Origin of the sequence: Pseudomonas sp. (assembly GCF_050739655.1) — a bacterium.
Taxonomy (GTDB): Bacteria; Pseudomonadota; Gammaproteobacteria; order Pseudomonadales; family Pseudomonadaceae; genus Aquipseudomonas.
Genome location: NZ_JBOIBY010000202.1, coordinates 1 through 21,029 on the forward strand (window position 1 = coordinate 1; position 21,029 = coordinate 21,029).

19 protein-coding genes are annotated in these 21,029 nt (G+C 60.0%); 9 read left to right on the top strand and 10 right to left on the bottom strand.

Features of this window, described 5'->3' with window-relative positions; genetic code table 11:
- Positions 1-53 precede the first annotated feature (53 nt).
- A complete protein-coding gene (locus tag ACRESJ_RS09650; protein WP_431757707.1) occupies positions 54-509 on the bottom strand; it encodes an Lrp/AsnC family transcriptional regulator in 456 nt (151 codons plus the stop codon).
- A 162-nt stretch (positions 510-671) separates the two neighbouring features.
- Here ACRESJ_RS09650 and yedA point away from each other — a divergent pair, with 162 nt between their 5' ends.
- Together yedA and ACRESJ_RS09660 are read left to right on the top strand one after the other, a co-directional pair.
- The gene (yedA, locus tag ACRESJ_RS09655) at positions 672-1,601 is read left to right on the top strand and encodes a drug/metabolite exporter YedA (RefSeq protein WP_431757708.1); all 930 of its coding nucleotides are present in this window, start codon (positions 672-674) and stop codon (positions 1,599-1,601) included.
- Between the two features lie 63 nt (positions 1,602-1,664).
- Positions 1,665-3,002: a DEAD/DEAH box helicase gene (locus ACRESJ_RS09660; protein ID WP_056855722.1), complete on the top strand. Its 1,338-nt coding sequence runs from the start codon at positions 1,665-1,667 to the stop codon at positions 3,000-3,002.
- Between the two features lie 117 nt (positions 3,003-3,119).
- Here the strand turns inward: ACRESJ_RS09660 and ACRESJ_RS09665 are convergent, their stop codons facing one another.
- Both ACRESJ_RS09665 and ACRESJ_RS09670 read right to left on the bottom strand, forming a co-directional pair.
- Positions 3,120-4,364 (bottom strand): TIGR03862 family flavoprotein, encoded by a 1,245-nt coding sequence (locus ACRESJ_RS09665; protein WP_431757709.1) that lies wholly within the window; start codon positions 4,362-4,364, stop codon positions 3,120-3,122.
- Positions 4,365-4,646: 282 nt separating this feature from the next.
- Positions 4,647-5,567 carry a histone deacetylase family protein gene (locus ACRESJ_RS09670; RefSeq protein WP_431757710.1) on the bottom strand — a complete coding sequence of 307 codons (921 nt, stop codon included), beginning with the start codon at positions 5,565-5,567 and terminating at the stop codon, positions 4,647-4,649.
- Between the two features lie 88 nt (positions 5,568-5,655).
- Between ACRESJ_RS09670 and ACRESJ_RS09675 the strand changes: the two genes are divergently transcribed.
- The 3 genes from ACRESJ_RS09675 (at position 5,656) to ACRESJ_RS09685 (ending at position 7,791) form a co-directional block, all read left to right on the top strand.
- A complete protein-coding gene (locus tag ACRESJ_RS09675; RefSeq protein WP_431757711.1) occupies positions 5,656-6,225 on the top strand; it encodes a GNAT family N-acetyltransferase in 570 nt (189 codons plus the stop codon).
- Positions 6,226-6,331: 106 nt separating this feature from the next.
- Positions 6,332-7,201 (top strand): acyl-CoA thioesterase II, encoded by an 870-nt coding sequence (gene tesB / locus ACRESJ_RS09680; protein WP_431757712.1) that lies wholly within the window; start codon positions 6,332-6,334, stop codon positions 7,199-7,201.
- Positions 7,198-7,791, top strand: a complete 594-nt coding sequence (locus ACRESJ_RS09685; protein ID WP_431757713.1) for an HAD family hydrolase — start codon at positions 7,198-7,200, stop codon at positions 7,789-7,791. Before tesB ends, ACRESJ_RS09685 begins: the two co-directional genes overlap by 4 nt.
- A gap of 114 nt (positions 7,792-7,905) precedes the next feature.
- On the opposite strand, the gene ACRESJ_RS09690 is transcribed toward ACRESJ_RS09685, so the two are convergent.
- The 5 genes from ACRESJ_RS09690 to ACRESJ_RS09710 all read right to left on the bottom strand — a co-directional run bounded on the left by ACRESJ_RS09690 (position 7,906) and on the right by ACRESJ_RS09710 (position 13,418).
- The gene (locus tag ACRESJ_RS09690) at positions 7,906-8,865 is read right to left on the bottom strand and encodes an alpha/beta fold hydrolase (RefSeq protein ID WP_431757714.1); all 960 of its coding nucleotides are present in this window, start codon (positions 8,863-8,865) and stop codon (positions 7,906-7,908) included.
- Complete coding sequence (gene ypfJ / locus ACRESJ_RS09695) at positions 8,866-9,759, bottom strand: KPN_02809 family neutral zinc metallopeptidase (RefSeq protein WP_431757715.1); 894 nt, start codon at positions 9,757-9,759, stop codon at positions 8,866-8,868.
- A gap of 135 nt (positions 9,760-9,894) precedes the next feature.
- A complete protein-coding gene (ypfJ, locus tag ACRESJ_RS09700) occupies positions 9,895-10,752 on the bottom strand; it encodes a KPN_02809 family neutral zinc metallopeptidase (RefSeq protein ID WP_431757716.1) in 858 nt (285 codons plus the stop codon).
- A gap of 100 nt (positions 10,753-10,852) precedes the next feature.
- Positions 10,853-11,686: an aldo/keto reductase gene (locus ACRESJ_RS09705; RefSeq protein WP_431757717.1), complete on the bottom strand. Its 834-nt coding sequence runs from the start codon at positions 11,684-11,686 to the stop codon at positions 10,853-10,855.
- Positions 11,670-13,418 (bottom strand): FAD-dependent oxidoreductase, encoded by a 1,749-nt coding sequence (locus tag ACRESJ_RS09710; protein ID WP_431757718.1) that lies wholly within the window; start codon positions 13,416-13,418, stop codon positions 11,670-11,672. Before ACRESJ_RS09710 ends, ACRESJ_RS09705 begins: the two co-directional genes overlap by 17 nt.
- Before the next feature lie 176 nt (positions 13,419-13,594).
- Here ACRESJ_RS09710 and ACRESJ_RS09715 point away from each other — a divergent pair, with 176 nt between their 5' ends.
- The 4 genes from ACRESJ_RS09715 to ACRESJ_RS09730 all read left to right on the top strand — a co-directional run bounded on the left by ACRESJ_RS09715 (position 13,595) and on the right by ACRESJ_RS09730 (position 17,463).
- Positions 13,595-14,371 (top strand): IclR family transcriptional regulator, encoded by a 777-nt coding sequence (locus tag ACRESJ_RS09715; protein WP_431757719.1) that lies wholly within the window; start codon positions 13,595-13,597, stop codon positions 14,369-14,371.
- A 256-nt stretch (positions 14,372-14,627) separates the two neighbouring features.
- Positions 14,628-15,683 (top strand): Gfo/Idh/MocA family protein, encoded by a 1,056-nt coding sequence (locus ACRESJ_RS09720; RefSeq protein ID WP_431757720.1) that lies wholly within the window; start codon positions 14,628-14,630, stop codon positions 15,681-15,683.
- A gap of 2 nt (positions 15,684-15,685) precedes the next feature.
- Entirely contained in the window at positions 15,686-16,501 is an 816-nt protein-coding gene (locus ACRESJ_RS09725; protein WP_431757721.1) for a sugar phosphate isomerase/epimerase family protein, read from the top strand.
- Positions 16,502-16,584: 83 nt separating this feature from the next.
- Positions 16,585-17,463, top strand: coding sequence for a DMT family transporter (locus ACRESJ_RS09730; protein WP_431757722.1), 879 nt, complete (start codon positions 16,585-16,587; stop codon positions 17,461-17,463).
- A 6-nt stretch (positions 17,464-17,469) separates the two neighbouring features.
- Here the strand turns inward: ACRESJ_RS09730 and ACRESJ_RS09735 are convergent, their stop codons facing one another.
- The gene (locus ACRESJ_RS09735) at positions 17,470-19,089 is read right to left on the bottom strand and encodes a methyl-accepting chemotaxis protein (RefSeq protein ID WP_431757723.1); all 1,620 of its coding nucleotides are present in this window, start codon (positions 19,087-19,089) and stop codon (positions 17,470-17,472) included.
- Positions 19,090-19,187: 98 nt separating this feature from the next.
- Entirely contained in the window at positions 19,188-20,525 is a 1,338-nt protein-coding gene (locus tag ACRESJ_RS09740; protein WP_431757724.1) for an MFS transporter, read from the bottom strand.
- Positions 20,526-21,029: the final 504 nt, after the last annotated feature.

Sequence of the window (21,029 nt, forward strand, 5' to 3'; positions counted from 1 at the left end):
GCTGTGCCGGCCTCATCGCTGGCAAGCCAGCTCCCACAGGGACGCGTACTGCATCACGCCTTGCCATTGCCCTCGATATGCCCCAACGGCACCCGCTTCTCGATGGCGCTCGATAACACGATCGACGTCTTGCTGAACCCGAATGTGGCGATGCGGTTGATCAAGTCTTCCAGTTCCGGCATCGAACCCACCGCCGCTTGCATGATCACGCACGGGTCGCCGGTTACGCGGTGGCATTCGGTCAGTTGTGGGATTTTGATCAGGTCGTCGTAGGTTTTCTGGTTGCCATGCTGATTCAGGCGCAGTTCGATCACGCACTGGATCGGCAAGCCAAGCTTGGCCATGTCGACTTTTGCCTGGTAACCGGTGATCACGCCGCTGGCTTCGAGTTTGGCCACACGCTCGGCCACGGCCGGGGCGGACAGGTTGACCTTGCGCGCTAGGTCGGCGTAGGACGCGCGACCGTTTTCCAGTAGGGCGCTGAGTAGCATGCGGTCATATTTGTCCATGTCGGGCTCCTGAAAATGGGTCGCTTTCGAAAGCACGGTTTATCGCAATAATCTCCGTGTTTTGAAAAGTGTACCGGCGCTATAAACAGGTTTTGTAACTTATTTTCCGTCGTTAGCCTTTCTAGAATAGCCCTTCACATGTCCTGTCTGCGAGCTGCTCCCATGCCCGGCCTACGTCGCTTCCCCTTACCGTTGATCGCCGCCTTTTTCGCTTTGTACGTGATTTGGGGGTCGACCTACCTGGTGATTCGCATTGGTGTGGAGTCCTGGCCGCCGTTGCTGCTTGCAGGTATCCGTTTTGTCATTGCCGGTACGTTGATGTACGCCTTCCTGCGCTGGCGCGGGGCGCCGGCACCGACCTGGGCGCAATGGAAAGCCGCGGGCATCATCGGCGTGTTGCTGTTGGCAGGCGGCAACGGCGGGGTCAGTGTGGCCGAACACATGGGCGTGGCTTCCGGTGTGGCGGCGCTGGCGGTGGCGACGGTGCCGCTGTTTACCCTGCTGTTCGGTTATTTCTGGGGCACGCGCAATACCCGTCTTGAATGGGCCGGAATTACCCTCGGGCTGATCGGCATTGCCATGCTCAACCTCGGCTCCAACTTGCAGTCGAGCCCGCTGGGCGCAACCTTGCTGATTCTGGCGGCGGCCAGTTGGGCGTTCGGTTCGGTGTGGAGCAAGCATCTGCCTTTGCCCCAAGGGGCGATGGCCAGTGCCGTGGAAATGCTCGTGGGTGGCGTCGTGTTGCTGATTGGCAGCGCTGCCAGCGGCGAGCATCTGGAGAAGGTACCGCCCATCGAGGGCTGGTTTGCGCTGGCCTACCTGACGATCTTCGGTTCGATCATCGCCTTCAATGCCTACATGTACCTGTTGAAGCACGTACGTCCAGCGGCGGCCACCAGCTATGCGTACGTCAACCCGGCAGTGGCGGTGTTGTTGGGGATCGTGTTTGTCGGCGAAACCATCGGTATCGAGGAAGCGTTGGCCATGCTGGTGATCATCAGCGCCGTGGTGTTGATCGGTTTGCCGCAGTGGCGCCGCGCACCGGCGCAACCAGTGGCGAAGGTCGTGCCGACAGAATCCCGTGTGAATTAGGGTAAACTGCGCGCCATTGCACACTCGTTGCACAACCGCGCTGAATTTTCCTACGGTACTCCCATGACTTTCGCCACTCTTGGCCTGATCGAACCCTTGCTGCGCTCCCTTGAGACGCTCGGCTACCAGACCCCGACGCCGGTTCAGGCGCAAGCCATTCCGGCGGTTCTGGCCGGTCGCGACCTGATGGCCGCCGCGCAAACCGGTACAGGCAAGACCGCCGGTTTCGCGTTGCCACTGTTGCAACTGCTGGCCATGGAAGGGCCGAAAGTCACTGCCAACTCGGTACGTGCACTGATCCTGGTACCGACCCGCGAACTGGCCGAACAGGTTCACGAAGCCGTGCGCCAGTACGCCGAAAACCTGCCGCTGCGTACCTATGCGGTATACGGCGGCGTCAGCATCAACCCGCAAATGATGAAGCTGCGCAGCGGTGTTGATCTGCTGGTTGCCACTCCGGGCCGTTTGCTCGACCTGTTCCGTCAGAACGCGCTGAAGTTCAATCAGCTGCAAACCCTGGTGCTGGATGAAGCCGATCGCATGCTTGACCTGGGCTTTTCCGAAGAGCTGGCGAACATTTACCGGGCGCTGCCGAAAAAACGTCAGACGCTGCTGTTCTCCGCGACGTTCTCCGACGACATCCGTCTGCTGGCCGGGCAAATGCTCAACGACCCGCTGAGCATCGAAGTCAGCCCGCGCAACGTCGCGGCGAACACCGTCAAGCAGTGGATCGTGACGGTGGACAAGAAGCGCAAGCCGGAGCTGTTCGTGCACCTGATGCGCAAGGGCAAGTGGAAGCAAGTGCTGGTGTTCGCCAAGACCCGCAACGGCGTGGACGCGCTGGTGGAAAAACTCCAGGGCCTGGGTATCAACGCCGACGGCATCCATGGCGATAAACCGCAAGCGACCCGTCAACGCGCACTGGACCGTTTCAAGGCGAGTGAAGTGCAGATCCTGGTCGCCACCGACGTGGCGGCCCGTGGTCTGGACATCGAAGACCTGCCGCTGGTGGTCAACTTCGACCTGCCGATCGTGGCCGAGGATTACATTCACCGCATCGGTCGTACCGGCCGTGCGGGCTCGACCGGCGAGGCGATTTCCCTGGTGTGTGCCGATGAAGTGAACCTGCTGTCGGCTATCGAGATGTTGACCCGTCAGACCTTGAAGCGTCAGAACGAGCCGGACTTCGAACCCGAGCACCGCGTGCCGGACACCGATGCCAGTGGCCAGGTCATCAAGAAGCCGAAGAAACCGAAGAAGCCAAAGGCTTCCGGTGGTGGCGGCAAGCGCAATCTGGGTAAGTGGGTGGACAGCGGGGAAGTTGCGCCAGCGGAACCTTCGATCAAGCCTGTGCGAAAAGTGCCGGTGTTCAATACTGGGCCGCGTAAGCGTAAGCCTTAACGCGACAGAGATCGTTCCCACGCTCTGCGTGGGAATGCCTCAATGGACGCTCTGCGTCCGCTTCGGCAGGGACGCGGAGCGTCCCGGGTTGCATTCCCACGCGGAGCGAGGGAACGATCAGCGGTCTGCCTGTCGCAACCACTCCACCATCCCCAACCCCGCCGCCCGCCCACTGGCGAAACACGCGGTGAGCAGATAGCCACCGGTCGGCGCTTCCCAGTCCAGCATTTCTCCAGCGCAAAACACGCCAGGCAACGGCTTGAGCATCAAGCGCTCATCCATCGATTCGAACAAAACTCCGCCAGCACTGCTGATGGCTTCGTCCAATGGCCGGGTTTTGATCAGGGTCACGGGCAATGCCTTGATCGCCTGGGCCAACAACGCCAAATCGGCAAAGGTTTCGGCAGAAGTCTGCTCTCGTAACAACGCCGCTTTCACCCCGTCGATTCCCAATTGACTGTGCAGATGCTTGGCCATGGTGCGTGAGCCCCGTGGCTTGCTGAGCGCTGCCTGGATTTTATCCACAGGTCTGCCCGGCAAAAGGTCGAGATGAATGGTTGTCGAGCCCTGTTGATTGATCGCCTCGCGGATAGGGGCTGACAGGGCATAGATCAAACTGCCTTCAACCCCCGTGGCCGTGATCACACATTCGCCGAGCCGTGGCACATCGTCGTTGAGGCCGATGGCAACGTTTTTCAGCGGTGCGCCTGCGAATTTGCTGACCATCAATTCGCTCCAGGCCTTCACCTCGAAGCCGCAATTACTCGGTTGCAGGGGCGCCAGTCCTACGCCGTGTTGCTCCAGTGGCAGCATCCACGCACCGTCCGAGCCCAGCCGCGACCAGCTACCGCCGCCAAGGGCGAGCAAAGTGGCGTCGGGTGTGAGGGTCTTTTCGCCATCGGGGCTTGAGACTTTCAAGCTGCCATCGGCATTCCAGCCAAGCCAGCGGTGGCGGGTGTGGATAACTACGCCGCTGTCGCGCAGGCGTTTAAGCCAGGCGCGCAGCAGCGGCGCGGCTTTCATGTCGGTTGGAAAAACCCGGCCAGAGCTGCCGACAAAGGTTTCGATACCTAGATTATGAATCCATTGGCACAGCTGATCGGCGCCAAAGCTTCGCAACAACGGCGCGATCTGCGGGGCGCGTTCGGCATAGCGCGAGAGGAACGCAGGGTAGGCTTCGGAATGGGTGATGTTCATGCCGCCGACGCCGGCCAGGAGGAATTTTCGTCCCACTGAAGGCATGCCGTCGTACAGATCGACCTTGATCCCGGCCTGGCTCAACACTTCGGCCGCCATCAGGCCAGCGGGGCCGCCGCCGATGATGGCGACTTGTGGAGTGGGGGACGTGTTGGGCTGGGTCATGGTCAACGCTGCGGTGTGGCGGAATAGCCGCGCATTCTAGCAGCCCGAGAACCCTGTGGGAGCTGGCTTGCCAGCGATGGCGGTGCGTCAGGCGGTGAGGATGTTGAATGTGCTGGCCTCATCGCGGGCAAGCCCGCTCCCACAGGGTTCTGTGGTGTATTTGAAGAGGTGATTAAAAAATGATCAGTAGTCTGTAGCCCATACGCCACATGGGCTGTAGTCCCTTTCACTCAGGTTATCCACAGGCGGTTCCACAGCCATTGTGGGTAAAGCATCCACAGGTCAGTGACAACCTGATGACTGCCACACCCGTTGCGCGCTGTGATGGAGGATGCCGTGGCGACGGGCGAGGGCATGACGGTCCTTGCTGTAGCCACCGCCGATCACCCCGACCACCGGAATGTCCCGGCCCAGGCAATGACGCATCACGCTTTCATCGCGGGCCGCGACGCCTTCGTCGGTCAGCTTCAGATAACCCAGGGCATCGTCCTTGTGCACATCGACGCCGGCGTCGTACAGCACCAGATCCGGCTGATAGAGCGGCAGCAGGTAGTTGAGCGCATCGTCCACCACCTTCAGGTAGTCGGCATCGCCCATGCCGTTGGGCAATGGAATGTCCCAGTCACTTTCGGCTTTGCGTGCAGGAAAGTTCTTTTCGCAGTGCAGGGAAACGGTGATGGCTTGCGGGGTGTTGTGCAGAATCCGTGCAGTCCCATCGCCCTGGTGCACATCGCAATCGAATATCAGCACCCGATCCACACGCCCGCTTTCCAGCATGAAGTGGCTGATGACCGCCAGGTCGTTGAAGATGCAGAACCCTGCCGGGTAGTCGTAGTGCGCATGGTGAGTGCCGCCCGCCAAGTGACAGGCCAGGCCATGCTCAAGCGCCTGCTCTGCCGCCAGCAACGAGCCACCGACCGCCCGCACCGTGCGCCGGGCCAGGGCTTCGCTCCAGGGCAGGCCCAAGCGTCGTTGATCTTCACGGGATAACTCGCCGCTCATATAGCGGTCGATATACGAAGGGTCATGGGCGAGGGCGAGAATCTCTGCCGGGCATAGTTCCGGGCGCAGCAGATCTGAGTCCCGGACCAGACCGCTGTCCACCAGGTGATCACGCAGCAGGCGAAACTTGTCCATGGGGAAGCGGTGATCCGCCGGAAATTCGGGACTGTAGTCTTCGTGATAGATCAACGGCAGGGGCATGGCTGATTTGTCTGGAAAGGCTGTAGGAAAGAGTGAAGGATCGTACCAGCGTTGTAGACTTGCGACATGGAAATGGGGGGAGAGCCTGATGGAGCCAATTCTGGAGCTGGCGAGCGCGCGTTTGTTGTTGCGCCAATGGCGCGATGAGGATTTGCCCGAGTTTGCCGCAATGTGCGCCGATCCACAGGTGATGCGCTACTTTCCGGCACCTTTGAGCCGACTGGAAAGTGCTTCATTGATCGGGCGAATCCGTGGCCATTTCGCTGAGCACGGTTTTGGTTTGTGGGCGCTGGAGCGCAAGGACACCGGTCAATTCATCGGTTTTACCGGGCTCGGTGTGGTGGGTTTCGATGCGCCTTTCACCCCAGCCATCGAGATCGGCTGGCGTCTGGCGCGCGAGCACTGGGGGCTGGGTTATGCCAGTGAAGCGGCGTGGACCGCTCTGCGCTGCGGGTTTGATCGCCTGGTGGCAAACGAAGTCGTATCGTTCACCGCGGACAACAATCTGCCTTCACAGAAAGTCATGCAGGCGATCGGGATGCAACACGATCCAGTCGATGATTTCAATCACCCCAAGCTTGCCGTCGATCACCCTCTACGCCACCACGTGTTGTATCGCATCAACCGTGAGCAATGGCTGCAAACGTTGCATGGATAACCTGACACAGACGTTTACAATGGCCCTCATGTTGGCCCGGGCCAGAAATTGAATTGACCGCCGCAGCCAAGGCTGCGCGGTATCGCGTTGTGTGAGGAGAGTCTGAATGAGCCAAGTGTTGGATGATCTGGTCGACCTGCTGACTCTGGAATCGATCGAAGAAAACCTGTTTCGTGGCCGCAGCCAGGATCTGGGATTTCGTCAGTTGTTCGGTGGCCAGGTGCTCGGCCAGTCGCTGTCGGCGGCCAGTCAGACTGTAGAAGAAACGCGCCATGTGCATTCGATGCACGGTTATTTTTTGCGTCCGGGCGACGCTGGCTTGCCGGTGGTGTATCAGGTTGACCGGGTTCGCGATGGCGGCAGTTTCAGCACGCGGCGCGTGACGGCGATCCAGAAGGGCCACCCGATTTTCACGTGCAGCGCTTCGTTCCAGTACGACGAAGAAGGTTTCCAGCACCAGAGTGAAATGCCGCAAGTGGTCGGCCCGGAAAATCTGCCATCGGAGCTGGAAATCACCCAGCAACGCGCGCACCTGATCCCCGAGAAAATGCGCGAAAAGCTGTTGTGCCCCAAGCCGATCGAATTTCGCCCGGTGACCGCGGAAGATCCCTACAACCCCAAGCCAGGCGACCCGATCAAGTACGTCTGGTTTCGTGCCGACGGTGCGTTGGCCGATACGCCGGCGCTGCACAAATATCTGCTGGCTTACGCCTCCGATTTCGGCCTGTTGACCACTTCGATGCAGCCTCACGCCAAATCGGTCTGGCACAAGGACATGCAGGTGGCCAGCCTCGATCACGCACTGTGGTTCCATCAGGACCTGCGTGCCGATGATTGGCTGCTCTACGCCATGGACAGTCCGTGGGCCGGCAATTCTCGCGGGTTCTCCCGTGGCAGCGTGTTCAACCGCGCCGGGCAACTGGTGGCCTCGGTCACTCAGGAAGGCCTGATCCGTCATCGCAAGGACTGGGCATGAGCCTGAACGAGGTACGCCACTGGGTGTTCGACATGGACGGCACCCTGACGGTGGCCGTGCATGATTTCGCGGCGATTCGCGTGGCGTTGGCGATCCCGGCGCAAGACGACATCTTGACCCACCTCGCTGCGCTGCCTGCCGATGAAGCGGCGGCCAAACATGCCTGGTTGCTGGAGCATGAGCGGGATCTGGCGCTGGGCTCGAAACCGGCAAAGGGCGCTGTCGAACTGGTGCGTGAATTGTCCGGGCGCGGTTATCGCCTGGGCATTCTGACCCGAAATGCCCGTGAGTTGGCGCATGTCACGCTGGAGGCGATCGGCCTGGCCGACTGTTTCGCGGTGGAGGATGTGCTGGGTCGCGATGAAGCGCCGCCAAAACCGCACCCCGGCGGTTTGTTGAAGCTGGCCGAGGCGTGGAATGTGCCGACCCGCGAGATGGTGATGGTCGGTGATTACCGCTTTGATCTGGATTGTGGGCGGGCAGCGGGAACGCACACGGTGTTGGTGAACCTGCCGGATAACCCGTGGCCGGAGTTGACGGATTGGCATGCGGCGGATTGTGTTGAGTTGCGGCGGATGGTTTCGGCTTGAGGTTGCGGTTGTCTGATCGGACGCCATCGCGAGCAGGCTCGCTCCCACAGTTGAACGCATTTCATTGTGGGAGCGAGCCTGCTCGCGATAGCGTCAGATCAGGTACTGCAAAACCTACTGCCCAAACAACGCCTTCTGCCCCTGCGGCGACGTAAACATCCCATCCCCGTTATGCCCAACCCCGGGCACTTCAATCAGCTGTTGATCCAGCCCTTTCGGTTTCATCCGTTTCAAATAATTGAAGTAAAAACGCCCCCGGGCCAGTCGATTCGGCCCCTGGGCCTTGGCCTCGCAGCTTTTATCCAGCGCCGGATGATTCGGGTCACTGTCCTGCTGCCCGAGTAAATAAACGATGTCGCGCTTGAGGTACTTTTCCTTCAACTGAGCAGCGGATTGTCCTTCGGCGTAGGCCGGCAAATCTTTCAACCCATACTTCCAGCGATCGAAGTTCGGGCAACCCGCGTGGTTGAAAGCGACGGGCCGGCGTTCATCCAGCCAGGCGTAGGAGGAAGGGTTGGCAACCACATAGCGCACCTGCACGCCCGCGGCCTCCAGGTCTGGTCGATCGCGACCCAGCAAGGCATAGCGCTGAACCACTTGCGCGCCGCCGGAATGACCGGCGATGACGATCTGCTTCACCTCTGGAAACTGCTCGCGATCACCCACCCGAGCGATGATTTCGTCCAGTGCTTCGTAGGAACTCATTCGAAACGGCGCGGTGGATTCGCCACCGGCCATCCACTCGTTACCCTGCCAGCGCAAAACCGTGTCTGCTACTGGATGAAGGGCGACGTCGGTTTCATTGAGAAACTGCGGGGCAATCACCAGGGTCGTTGCGCTCTGACCGGCCAGTTCGGCCGCGTGTTCGCCGCTGTGGAGATAGGTTTGCGCGTTGCGCGGCCGACCATGGACGATGATCAGCACGCGTTCTATTTTTTCTGGCGCGGTGCTGATGCCCACCGCTATCTCGCCTGACTTCAACAGCAGGCGTCCGGGACTCAGCTCTTTGACCCCATGCTCGTCGGCCTGGGACGTTGCGCAAGTGAACAGTAAAACCAACAACCACTTCTTCATTTACAAATTTTTCGCCGCAAAGGTATCGCACTGGCCAACCTGGCCTTGGGCGAATCCGGTTTTGAACCAGCGCACCCGTTGCGCTGACGTACCATGGGTAAACGAGTCCGGCACGACACGGCCCTGACCCTGTTGCTGCAATCGATCGTCGCCGATGGCATTTGCAGCGTTCAATGCTTCTTCAATGTCGCCCGGCTCCAGCCAGTTCAATCGTTGCTGTGCGTTGTTGGCCCAAACCCCGGCCAGGCAGTCGGCCTGCAGTTCCTGGCGCACCAGCAAACCACCATCGCCCTCCATCTGCCGACCTTGCTGGCGGGCTGTCTGAATTTTCGCGGAGACGCCGAGCAAGGTCTGCACATGGTGTCCGACTTCGTGAGCGATCACGTAGGCCTGGGCGAAGTCGCCAGCGGCGGAAAAGCGTTGTGACATCTCCTGAAAAAACGCCATGTCCAGATAGACCTTTTGGTCTGCCGGGCAATAGAACGGACCGGTCGCCGATGTCGCCAGCCCGCAGGCCGAGTTGACGCGATTGCTGAACAGCACCAGGGTCGGATCCTTATATTGCCGGCCGCCCTGCTGGAAGATCTGCCGCCAGGTGTCTTCGGTATCACCCAGGATTGAACGGACGAATTCGGCCCCTTCATCATTGGCCGGTGGCGCCTTGCGGGTCTGGGTCGTGGCCGGTGCCGATTGGTCGCCCATCTGCCCGGCCAGTTGTCCGAGGATCTGCATGGGGTCCTGGCCGGTGATCCAGCCGATCCCGACAATCAGCAGGATCGCCGTCAGGCTCAGACCCTTGCCGCCACCAAAGCGCATCCCGCCACCGCCGCCGCCGACATCATCGCCACGGGCATCGACCACGTTGTCGCTGCGTCGGCCTTTTTTCCATAGCATGTGGGAATCCTCTGGTTGTCCGTGCGATGAGTGTTGCTGCTCAGTGGGAGCGGCGCCAGTCCGGTCGTCAGACCGCCTTGAGCCGCAGCGGTTCTATGCATACGGCGACATTCGCGGTTTCATTGACGGGCGGGGTCACAGGTCCGTGGCGGCGAAAGTGTCGCAAGTTTCCGGCAGGCCCGAGTCGAAGCCGGTCTTGAACCAGTTAACGCGCTGCTCTGAAGTGCCGTGGCTGAATGTCTCGGGCCGAACAGGGGCGTTTCGGGAGCGTTGAAGTTGGTCATCCCCGAACGCTGCCGCGGCATGCAGCGCGGCTTCAATATCGCCAGGTTCCAGCCAGTCCAGTCGCTGTTGCGCATGAAACGCCCAGACACCGGCCAGGCAATCGGCTTGCAGCTCGGCGCGCACCTCCAGGCCGCCATCACCGCTGATGGGCCGCTGATTGGCCAAGGCGTGTTCGAAGGGTGCGGAAAGTCCCAGTTCAAGCTGCACGTGATGTCCGACTTCGTGGGCAATGATGTAGGCCCGAGCGAAATCGCCAATCACGGAATGCTGCTGCTCCAGCTTGTTGAAGAACTCAAGATCCAGATACACCTGCTGATCGCTCGGGCAGTAGAACGGGCCACTGCTGGAGTCGGCATAACCACAGGCCGACGTAACGCCATGGTTGAACAGCGTCAGGGCAGGTTGTGGATAGTGACGTCCCGTTTGGGCAAAAAGTTGTTTCCAGGTGTCTTCGGTATCGCCCAACACTGATTGAACAAACATCAATTGCACGTCTTCTGCGGGCTCAATTGACAGGGATGTGACGGGTTGGGGGAGGGTGTTTGTGGAGGGCTCCGGTGCCGTGCCCAGTGTCGAGTAAAGTCCAGCGCCGGCCAGCGCAATGGCCGCCACGCCGGCGCCTAATGTTTTCCCTGTGAGGGTGCGGGCATCCTTGCCCTGTCGTGTGTCGTTCACGTTGTTACTGCGTCTTGCCTTGGTCCATAACATGGTTGCGGTCTCTCATAGATTGATGGGGCGTTGATCGCCGGGTCTATGAATAACCGCGCTGACACAGGTGCGTGGGAGAAATGTGTAAGGGTTGGTGAGGTTACTGGTCGAATGCGTCCCACACCGGCGCAAAGTCAGGGCTGACCTGTCGCTCACGTTTGGACAGGCTGGCGATCAATGCACGATCCTGGTCATCGAGCTTCACATTAAGTGCTGCCAGGTTGGCCAATTGATTGGCCTCACCGCTGGCCTTGGGGATTGCTGCCACGTTCGATTGATCCAACAGCCATTTGAGGGCGACTTGGGTGGGTAGCACGCCGTGCTTTGTGGCGATTTGCTGGATCTGCGGTATGTCCGAAACTTTGTTTCTGGCCAATGGCGTGTAGGCGGTCAACGCCAGGTCGTGCTGGCGGGCGTAGTCGAGCAATGGGTTTTGTCCGAGCAGCACGTGGTATTCGACCTGAATGGCTGACAGCGGTGCGCCCAACTCCTCGACGACTTTGCGCAACAGTGGCAGAGGAAAATTCGCCACGCCGAGATTGCGCGCCAGCCCTTGTTCCTTGAATGACACCAAAGTTTTGATGGTGCTCGGCAAATCCCAATCGGTGGTTGGCCAGTGAATCATGAACAGGTCAACGTAATCGCTGCGCAAGGCTTTGAGGCTGCGATCCATGGAGTGGCGCATGGCGTCGGGTTGCAGTTGATCCCACCAGACCTTGGTGGTGACGTGGATTTGATCGCGGGGTGTCGGACTGTTCGCCAGAGCTTGACCGACAGCGTCCTCGTTGTTGTAGCCCGCCGCCGTGTCGATGTGTCGATACCCCAGGGCCAGGGCCTGCTCCACGGCCCGGGTGCACTCCTCACCAAGCATTGGCCAGGTGCCGAGGCCGAGTTTCGGCATGTTCAAACCCTGTGCGTTAACGATGTGCTGCATGGTCGATCTCCTTTTCATAAGCAGTGACGCCTGCGATGTGGCGTGCGGCGATGTAACCGAAGGTCAGCGCCGGACCGATGTTGATGCCGCCAGCGGGGTAGTGGCCACCCATGATGCTGGCCATGTCGCTACCGGCGGCGTAGAGCCCGGCAATTGCCCGGCCCGCGTCGTCCAGCACCTGGGCGTGTTCGTTGACCTTGAGCCCGGCAAAAGTGCCGAAGCAGCCGGGCTGGACCTTCACGGCATAAAACGGCCCCGGTCCAATCGGCGCAACACACGGGTTGGGCTGTTGCAAGGCGTCACCCTGTTTGCGGTTATAGGGTGTTGAGCCACGACCGAACTGTGGATCCTCTCCGTTGCGCGCATACCGGTCGTATTGCGACACGGTGGTGTTCAAACCGATCGGATCAATGCCGCAAGCCGACGCCAATTCCTCAAGGGTGCTACCGGTTTTCAGATAGCCGCTGCGGATAAAGGACGACAGCGGCACCGGAAACGGCCGCGAGATACCCAAGCCATATCGCCGTTGAAAGCGATGGTTGCAGATCAACCAAGAGGCGACTTCTTCCTCTGGTGGAGCAGCGGCGACCATGGCTGTCACGTAGTCGTAGTAGCCGTTGGCTTCGTTGACGAAGCGCTGGCCGTTGCGCAGGACACCGATGATTCCCGGTTTCGCACGTTCGATGATGTGCGGGAAATGGCCGATGCTGCCGTCGCCATGCGGCACCTGCGAAACCGGGGCCCAGGCCACGGGTGAAACCATGTCGGTGTTTACTTGCGCGCCGACACTTTCACCCAGTCGCAGGCCATCGCCGGATACACCGAGCGGTGGCAGGGCCAGGTGCTCATTCCCGGTGGGCGTGCGCGGGAACAGCGCTTTGCGCCGTTCGATGTCATTGGCGAAACCGCCGGCGGCAAGTACCACGGCCTTGCACGCATGGATGCGCACCGAGCCTTTGCCGGTACTGACGATTGCGCCACGCACCTGATTGTTCTCGCGCAGCAACTCTTTGACCGGCGCCGATTCCCACAGCAACACGCCGAGGTCTTCGGCGGACTTTGCCAGGCGTGCCACCAATGCCACGCCGTTGACCAGTTGCATCGCACGTCGATGCACAACGAGGTCGAGCAGGTGACGAGTAAAACGCCAGGTGACGTGCCAGGCCGCTGGCAGTGAGCGGGTCAGGTTGAGAAACGCCGTGAGGTCCGCGCCTGCCATGATTGGCATGCCCATGAAGGACGTTTCCCGCATGGTTTTACGTAGACGCTTTAGGAGTTTGCCGACTTTTCTTGCGTCATACGGCGCGGCGATCACCGAGCGGCCACCGGTGCCGGCGCCGGGTGTGTCGCCATGTATGTCGGCAATGGCGTTGCCGTCGGCGAATTGCAGCGAGGTGTGCTGTTCGAAGAACGCGACCATTCGCGGTGCGGCCTCAAGGAAGGCATCGATCATCGCCGGATCGTATTGCTCGCCCAGTTCGTGTTTCAGGTAGGTGCGCGGTTGTTCTATGTCTTCGACGATGCCAGCACGCTGCGCCAGCGGGTTGCGCGGCACCCAGGCCCATCCCCCGGACCACGCCGTGGCGCCGCCGAACACGGGGTCTTTTTCCACCACTATCACTTTCAACCCATGCCATGCCGCGGTTACGGCTGCTGACAACCCGGCCGCACCGGAACCGACGATCAGCACATCGCAGTCTATGTCGGGAAGAAAGTGTGGGTTGGCAGGCATGATTTGAACTCCAGCTATTTGCTGTTTTGGAATTTGGTTCCAGAAAATATAAGAGGCTGGCTGAACCGAGCAAGTCTGATGCGTTGTAAAGCGGGCGGTTATCGGACAGTGGGTTCCAGATTTCGCATTCGCTCGCTTGTCTTCTAGAATCGGCAAAAATTAGTGTGGATACCCCCATGGCCGGCAGTCAGATCGAACGTGTTTTCAGTGTGCTTGAAAGCCTCACCAGCGACCCTCGCGGCCTGCCGATGCAGACGCTGGCTGAGCAATTGGATATCCCCAAGAGTGCCACTCACCGGTTACTCGCCGAGCTGATCCGGCTGGGTTATGTGCGGCAGAATCCGGAGAATCTGCGCTACCACTTGTCGACCAAACTGGTGGCCATGGGGTTCCAGTACTTGTCGAGCAGTGGCGCCGATATTGTGCAGCCGGTGCTCGACCGCCTGGCTCAGGAAACCGGTGAATTGGTGCGTCTTGGGGTGATCGAGGGTGAGCGGCAGACCTGGATCGCCAAGTCCCAGGGTGCCAGAGCCGGCTTGCGTTATGACCCTGACATGGGCCGTGATGCACCGCTGTTCTACACCGCCTCGGGGCATGCCTGGCTGGCGTGCATGAGCGATGCCGAAGCCTTGTCGCTGATCGAGCGCCAGGCAGCGGATGTGCCCGAGCACGTTGGGCCGAATGCGCCGCGCTCCAACATCGAACTGCTCGAGCGCCTGCGCCTGGCCCGGGAACAAGGCTACGCCTGTGTCGAAGAAAGCTCGGCGGTGGGCACCTCGGCGATTGCCGCGGTGGTGCGTCATCCCGGGGATGGCCGAGTGATCGGTGTATTGAGCATCGCCGGGCCGAGTGCGCGGATGCCAGGGGCGCGGCTGCACGAACTGGCGCCGTTGCTGTTGGCGTTTACCGAGGAGTTGGGGGCGGCGAGCCTGGCGTCGGAGTTGTTTATCTAACCTGCGCACACCCGAGAAGTTGCAAATCGTTCCCATGCTCTGCGTGGGAATGCCTCATCGGACGCTCCGCGTTCGGCTCTTGATGGGGACGCGGAGCGTCCCCGGCTGCATTCCCACGCGGAGCGTGGGAGCGATCAAACCTCCGAAGCTGTGCGCTGTTCGAACACTTTCAACGGCTGTCTCTGTGAGAAACTGGAACCTAGTTCTAGATTATTGGAGTTCATCGCTCCAATAACATTTACAAGAGGACCGCATCTTGAATTCGCCCCTTAGAGTCGCCCTCATCGGCGCTGGCAACATGGGTCAGCAGCATTACCAACACCTCAGAACCCTGACTGAAGCAACCTTGTGCGCGGTAGCCGATCCCGGGCCGCAAGCGGCGGGCCTCGCGGCGCAATGGGGTGTGGAATATTTCGCCGATCACCGCCAGATGCTGGAGCAGGTAAAGCCGGAGGCGGTGATCGTTGCCAATCCGAATACGTTGCACGTCAGCACTGCGCTTGACTGCATCGCGGCCGGAGTGCCGGTGTTGCTGGAAAAACCGGTAGGCGTACATCTGGATGAGGCCAGGGAACTGGTGGCCGCCTCGAAGGCTACCGGCGTTCCGGTATTGGTCGGTCATCATCGTCGCCATAATCCGCTGATCGCCCGTGCCCATGAACTGGTCCACAGCGGTGCCCTGGGCCGGTTGACCACGGTCACGGCGCTTTGGCAATTGCGCAAACCCGACAGTTATTTCGAAACAACCTGGCGCCGTGAGCCCGGCGCGGGAATGCTGTTGACCAATCTGATCCACGATCTGGATCTGCTCCGGCATTTGTGCGGTGAAGTGCGCCAGGTTCAGGCGATGACCAACAATGCGGTGCGTGGGTTTGCCAATGAAGACAGCGCGGCGATTTTGCTGCAGTTCGACAAGGGTGCGCTGGGCAGTCTGACCGGGTCCGATGCTGTCGCGGCACCCTGGAGTTGGGAGCTGGATTCGGGGGAAAACCCGGTGTATCCGCGTCAGCCCGACCAGCCTTGTTATTTGCTGGCAGGCACGAAAGGCGCACTGAGCATTCCGCAACTCAAACGCTGGCACTACAACGAAACCGATGGCGGCTGGCATCAACCGTTGTTGGCGACTCAAGAAACGTTCAGTACCGATGAAGCTTTGCGCTTGCAGTTGCAGCACTTCGTGCGTGTGGCGCGCCGGGAGGTCGAGCCGCTGGTGAGCGCCGCCGATGCTGCCCGCACGCTGGCGTTGATCGAAGCCATTCGTGAAGCCGCCGAAACCGGTCGCGCTTGCACACCGTCAGTGATTGAGGATTGACCATGAGTGAACGAATCTTTTCCCTGGCCAGTCTGACGGTACTTGAGTTGTCTCCGCCCGCGATGGTCGAGGTCGCTGCGCGGGCGGGCTACAGTCATGTGGGGTTGCGCCTGGTTCCGGCGACACCCGAGGAGCACCATTTCGCCCTCGTGGCCGATACCGAGTTGCGGCGCCAGACGTTGGCGCGTCTGCGCGATACGGGCATTCGTGTGCTGGATGTCGAAATCCTGCGTCTTAAGCCGGATACCGTGGTCGCCGAGTTTGAAAAAATTCTGGCGGTAGGGGCCGAGTTCGGTGCCAGTGAATTGCTGGTGGCCGGCAACGATCCTGATGAACAACGGATGACGGAGAACTTCGCCAAATTGTGTGATCTCGCAAAACCCTATGGCCTGCATCCACATCTGGAATTCATGCCTTGGACCGATGCACGCAATCTGCAACAGGCTGTGCGTATCGTTGAGAACGCCGAGCGTGAAAATGGTGCGGTGTTGGTGGATGCGTTCCACTTCGATCGTTCAGGGTCACAGCTGGAAGATCTGGCCAGTGTCGCCCCTGCGCGGTTACGGTATGCCCAGTTGTGCGACGTTGCCGGACCGAGACCTGCAGACATGGCCGAGATTTTGCGTCAGGCGCGTAACGAGCGACGTTTTCCAGGCGATGGCGATTGTGATCTGCCGGGGTTGTTGCGGTGTTTGCCTACTAACATTCCATTGAGCCTGGAGATTCCCACCGTGCAATTGTTGGAGCAGGGCGTGAGTGGATTGGACCGTGCGCAAATGGCGCTGGATAAAACCCGTGAATTGTTGGCGCGGATTTAATGGTGCTGTGCACCTTTCGCGGGCGTAGGAGCGAGGCTTGCCCGCGAAGCATTTGATTTTTGATTTTAAAACAAGGAAACCCAATGACCGTCAGTACCCCCCTTTCCGGTGTCAATCAGCCCTTCAAGGGGATCCTGCTGATCGTTGTCGCAACCTTCCTGTTTTCCAGTCACGACGCCTTTTCCAAATACCTCTCCGGTTTTTATCCCATTGTCATGGTGGTGTGGGCGCGTTACGTGGTGCACACCTTGCTGATGGCCGGGATCTTTCTGCCGCAATCCGGGCTGCGAGTCCTGCGTACCAAACGGCCAATGCTTCAGACAGTCCGGGCCTTGTGCTTGCTGGGCACCAGCCTGTTTTTCACCACCGGCTTGATGTACATCCCGCTGGCCGAGGCCACGTCGGTCAACTTCCTCGCTCCGGTACTGGTTACTGCATTGTCGGTACCGCTGCTCGGCGAGCGGGTGACGCGTGGGCAATGGCTGGCGGTGATTTTTGGCTTTGCCGGCGTGCTGATCATCGTTCACCCTGGCGGTGATCTGTTTACCCCGGCGGTTTTGCTGCCTTTTTGTTCGGCGCTGTTTTTCTGTTTTTACCAGTTGCTGACCCGCAAGCTCAGCAATGTCGATAGCCCAACCACCAGCAACTTTTTCGCCGGCTTGTGCAATACGCTGGTCATGAGTGCGCTGGTGCCATTCTTCTGGCAAACACCGACCCTGGCGCACGGCGCGATGATGTTGGCGCTGGGAACCTGCGGGATGACGGCGCACCTGTTTTTGACCCAGGCGTTCCGTCTGGCGGCACCGGCATTGTTGGCGCCGTTCAGCTATTGCCAGATCATTTTTGCCGGCCTGTTGGGCTGGCTGCTGTTTTCCCATACGCCCACACTGACCACCGTGATTGGTATCGCCGTGATTTGCTGCAGCGGACTGGCGGCGGCCTGGCAGCAAAGCCGCCGCTGAGATAACTCAGAACCTGAACCGCACCACCAGGTTTTGCAGGCCCGCTGCCAATTGCGACAACTGCTTGGTGGCGCTGGTGCGCGTCGAGGCATCGGCGCTTTGCAGTGACAGGTCGCGGATGTTCAGCAGGTTCCGGTCCACCTCGCGGGCCACTGCCGCTTGCTCCTCGGAAGCGCTGGCGATCACCAGATTGCGCTCATGAATCTGCTCCATGGCCCGGGTGATTTCTGCCAGCGCTATGCCCGCCTGCTCGGCAATCGACAGGGTTTGGGCGACGCGCTGACTGTTGCCGTGCATCGACTGCACCACACCCTCGGTATCGCCCTGGACCCGGCCGATCATTTGTTCGATTTCCCGGGTCGATTGCTGGGTGCGATGGGCCAGTGCGCGGACTTCATCGGCGACCACCGCAAACCCTCGCCCGGCTTCTCCGGCCCGGGCGGCTTCGATGGCAGCGTTGAGCGCCAGCAGATTGGTCTGTTCGGCGATAGCGCGGATCACGTCCAGCACCTTGCCGATTTCCCGGGAGTGCTCGGCCAGGGTTTGCACCTGTTGCAGGGCCGCGCCGGCATCGGCACTCATGGCCTGGATCGAATCCAGCGTTTCGATAACCCGTGCCTGGCCCTGACTCGCCTGCTGGGTCGACTGGCGTGTGCTGTCAGACGTCGATACCGCATTGCGTGCGACTTCTTCCACGGCGACGGTCATCTCATTCACCGCCGTGGCGGCTTGTTCGATTTCGTTATGTTGCTGCTGCAGGCGAGTGGAGTCCTGATGAGTGCTCTGGTTCATTTGTTCGGCAGCGGTGCCCAGTTGGGTCGAAGCGGCGCTTATACGTTGCAGGGTCTCGCGCAGGCTGGTCTGCATGCTCGCCAGGGCAGTGAGCAGGCGCGCTGTTTCATCGGCGCCGTGGCTTTGTATCGGCGTACTGAGATCGCCGGCGGCGACTTGCTCAGCCACTTCCACGGCCTGGCGGATGGGCAGCACGATGCTGCGAATCAACAGCCAGGCGAGGAAAACAGTCAGCAGCGACACGGCAATCAAGGCCCCGATCACCGTGACTTTCACCTGGTTGTAGAGCGAGTCGGCTTGTTGCGCCGAGAGGCTGACTTCGTGGGTGGTGAGGGCCACCAGCTCGGCGAACTGGTCGCCGGTCTGTGTCGAGTAATCCTGGATTTTTCCATTGAGCAGCGCGCTCATCTCTTCAAGGCGGTTGGCCTGCGACAGGGCTTCGTATTGCGCCAGCGCCTGACGGTAGCGGGTGACAGTCGCGACGAACTTTTCGTACGGCGCCCGGTTGTAGTCACCTACGAGCGGGGTGAACTTATCCATGGCCTCTTCAAGCCAACCCTGTACTTGATGCAGGCGCGTGACAGTAGCGTCGAGCACCTTGGGCTCACGGTTGAGTGCCATGCGCAGGCTGAGCACGCGAATGCTGAGTACGTAATCGCGGATTTCTCCCAGATAGCGGGTGCTGGGAAGGGAAACATTTTCGGTGTGCTGGCCGGTGGCGCGCACTTGGGCGACTTGCTTGAGAGAGAACAGGCCTTGCAACAGGACCAGCAAGGCGATGAGGCCGAAGCTGATCACGGCACGTTTGGCGATGCTCAGGTGACCTGACGACATGGTTTGACCTCCTTGGTATTGAGCGAAAACGGGTGATTGCACAAAAAACAGGCATAAAAAAGCGCAGGCCCGAAACCGGGCCCGCGCCGAGGGAAGCATCAGTCTTCTACTTTCGGAATCTTGCGCGGTGCCATGAAGTACATCCAGGTCAGCGCAATGAAGTACATCGCGGGGATCAAGGTGAACAGCACGGTGTAGTTGTTGTTGGTGACAGTCAGGATGTGGCCGACCAATTGAGTCATGAACATCCCGCCAATCGCCGCACACATGCCGCCGAAACCGAACACGGTGCTCATCATGTGCTTGGGTGTGTAGTCCATCACCAGGCTCCAGATGTTCGCAGTCCAGGCCTGGTGCGCGCCGATGGCCAGGGAGATGGCGAATACGGCGACCCACAAGTTGCTGGAACCGGCCGCCATGATCACGCCGATGATGCAGCAGGCGAACAGCAGCATGGACATCAATCGCGCCTTGATCGGGTTGACGCCGCGGCCGATGAGGAACGAGGACAGGATTCCGCCACCCACACTGCCAAAGTCGGCGGTGAGGTAGATGATGATCAGCGGGATACCCATCTGGGTCACGTTGATGCCCAGGTTGTATTGCTGATTGAGGAACGGTGGCAGCCAGTACAGGTAGAACCAGAACACCGGCGCTGTGATCGAGTAGGCGAGGGCGAAGGCCCAGGTGCCACGCATACGCAGGATTCGCGAGAACGGTACGCGGGTTTGTTCCGGTTCCACTTCGTTCTGGATGTAGTCCAGTTCCGACTGTTTAACGCTTGGGTGATCTTCAGGGTTGAAGTACTTCAGGCCCCAGAACAGCAACCAGATCCCTCCCAGTGCCGACATGCACAGGAACGCGGCTTGCCAGCCCCAGACGTGCAGGATCAGCGGCAGCAGCATCGGCGTGAACATCGCACCGACGTTGGTGCCGGCGTTGAAAATGCCAGTGGCCACGGCGCGTTCGCCGGCCGGGAACCACAGACGCGTGGTTTTCACGCAGGCCGGGTAGTTGGCGGCTTCGGTCAGGCCGAGGATGAAGCGGCAGACCATGAAGCCAACTGCCGAGGTGGCCAGGCCGTGGGCGCCAGTCGCCAGGCTCCAGAGCAGTACTGCGCAAAAGAACACACGCTTGACGCCGACTCGGTCGATCAAGCGGCCTTGCAGCACGAAACCGATGGCGTAGCCGACCTGGAACCAGAAGTTGATGTTGGCGTAGTCCATCGCCGTCCAGCTCATTTCCTTGGCCAGGATTGGCTGCATGACACCGAGAGCGGCGCGGTCAATGTAGTTCAGGGTGGTCGCGAAAAACACCAGCGCCAGCATGCCCCAACGGGTTTTGCCGACAGCCATGGCGCCGCGGATTTTATCGCCGATGCCGCCAGAGGCAGCGCTCATGGCCGGGGCCATGCGTGAGCTATGTACAGGATTCATGTGTGCCATCCGTTCAATGACTGACAAGCGAGGCTCGTCGGGACTTCAAGGGCGCATGATCAATCGATTGCGGCGTACGCGTGAGGACTGATCGGCTGTTTCGTCGGCTGACGAGTTATTCAGCGAGCGGCACGTAGGTGCCAGCGGTGCGCGGGGATCGGATGGACGCCAGGCCAGGCGTAATGACGGTGGTTCGAGAGAGCAGGGCGTTGAATGAGCGCATTAGCGTATACCCGTTTTTTGAAATTTTTATGTGGTGTTCTGGGTCTTGTTAACTGAGCCCGACGGTTCGTGACCGGTCCCAATGTGGTGTTGATGTTGCGCAGTGAACAAAAAATCGTCAATTCGCCAAGGGTCATTTTGTTCGATAATCGAACACAAAACTAACCGGGTAGTACACTTTAAATTGCTGTACGCGTTCTTGCAGCGAATAATTCAGTAATGTTCAGCGCTACCCGTGTAGGAGCTGCCGCAGGCTGCGATCTTTGCTTTGAAGATCAAAAG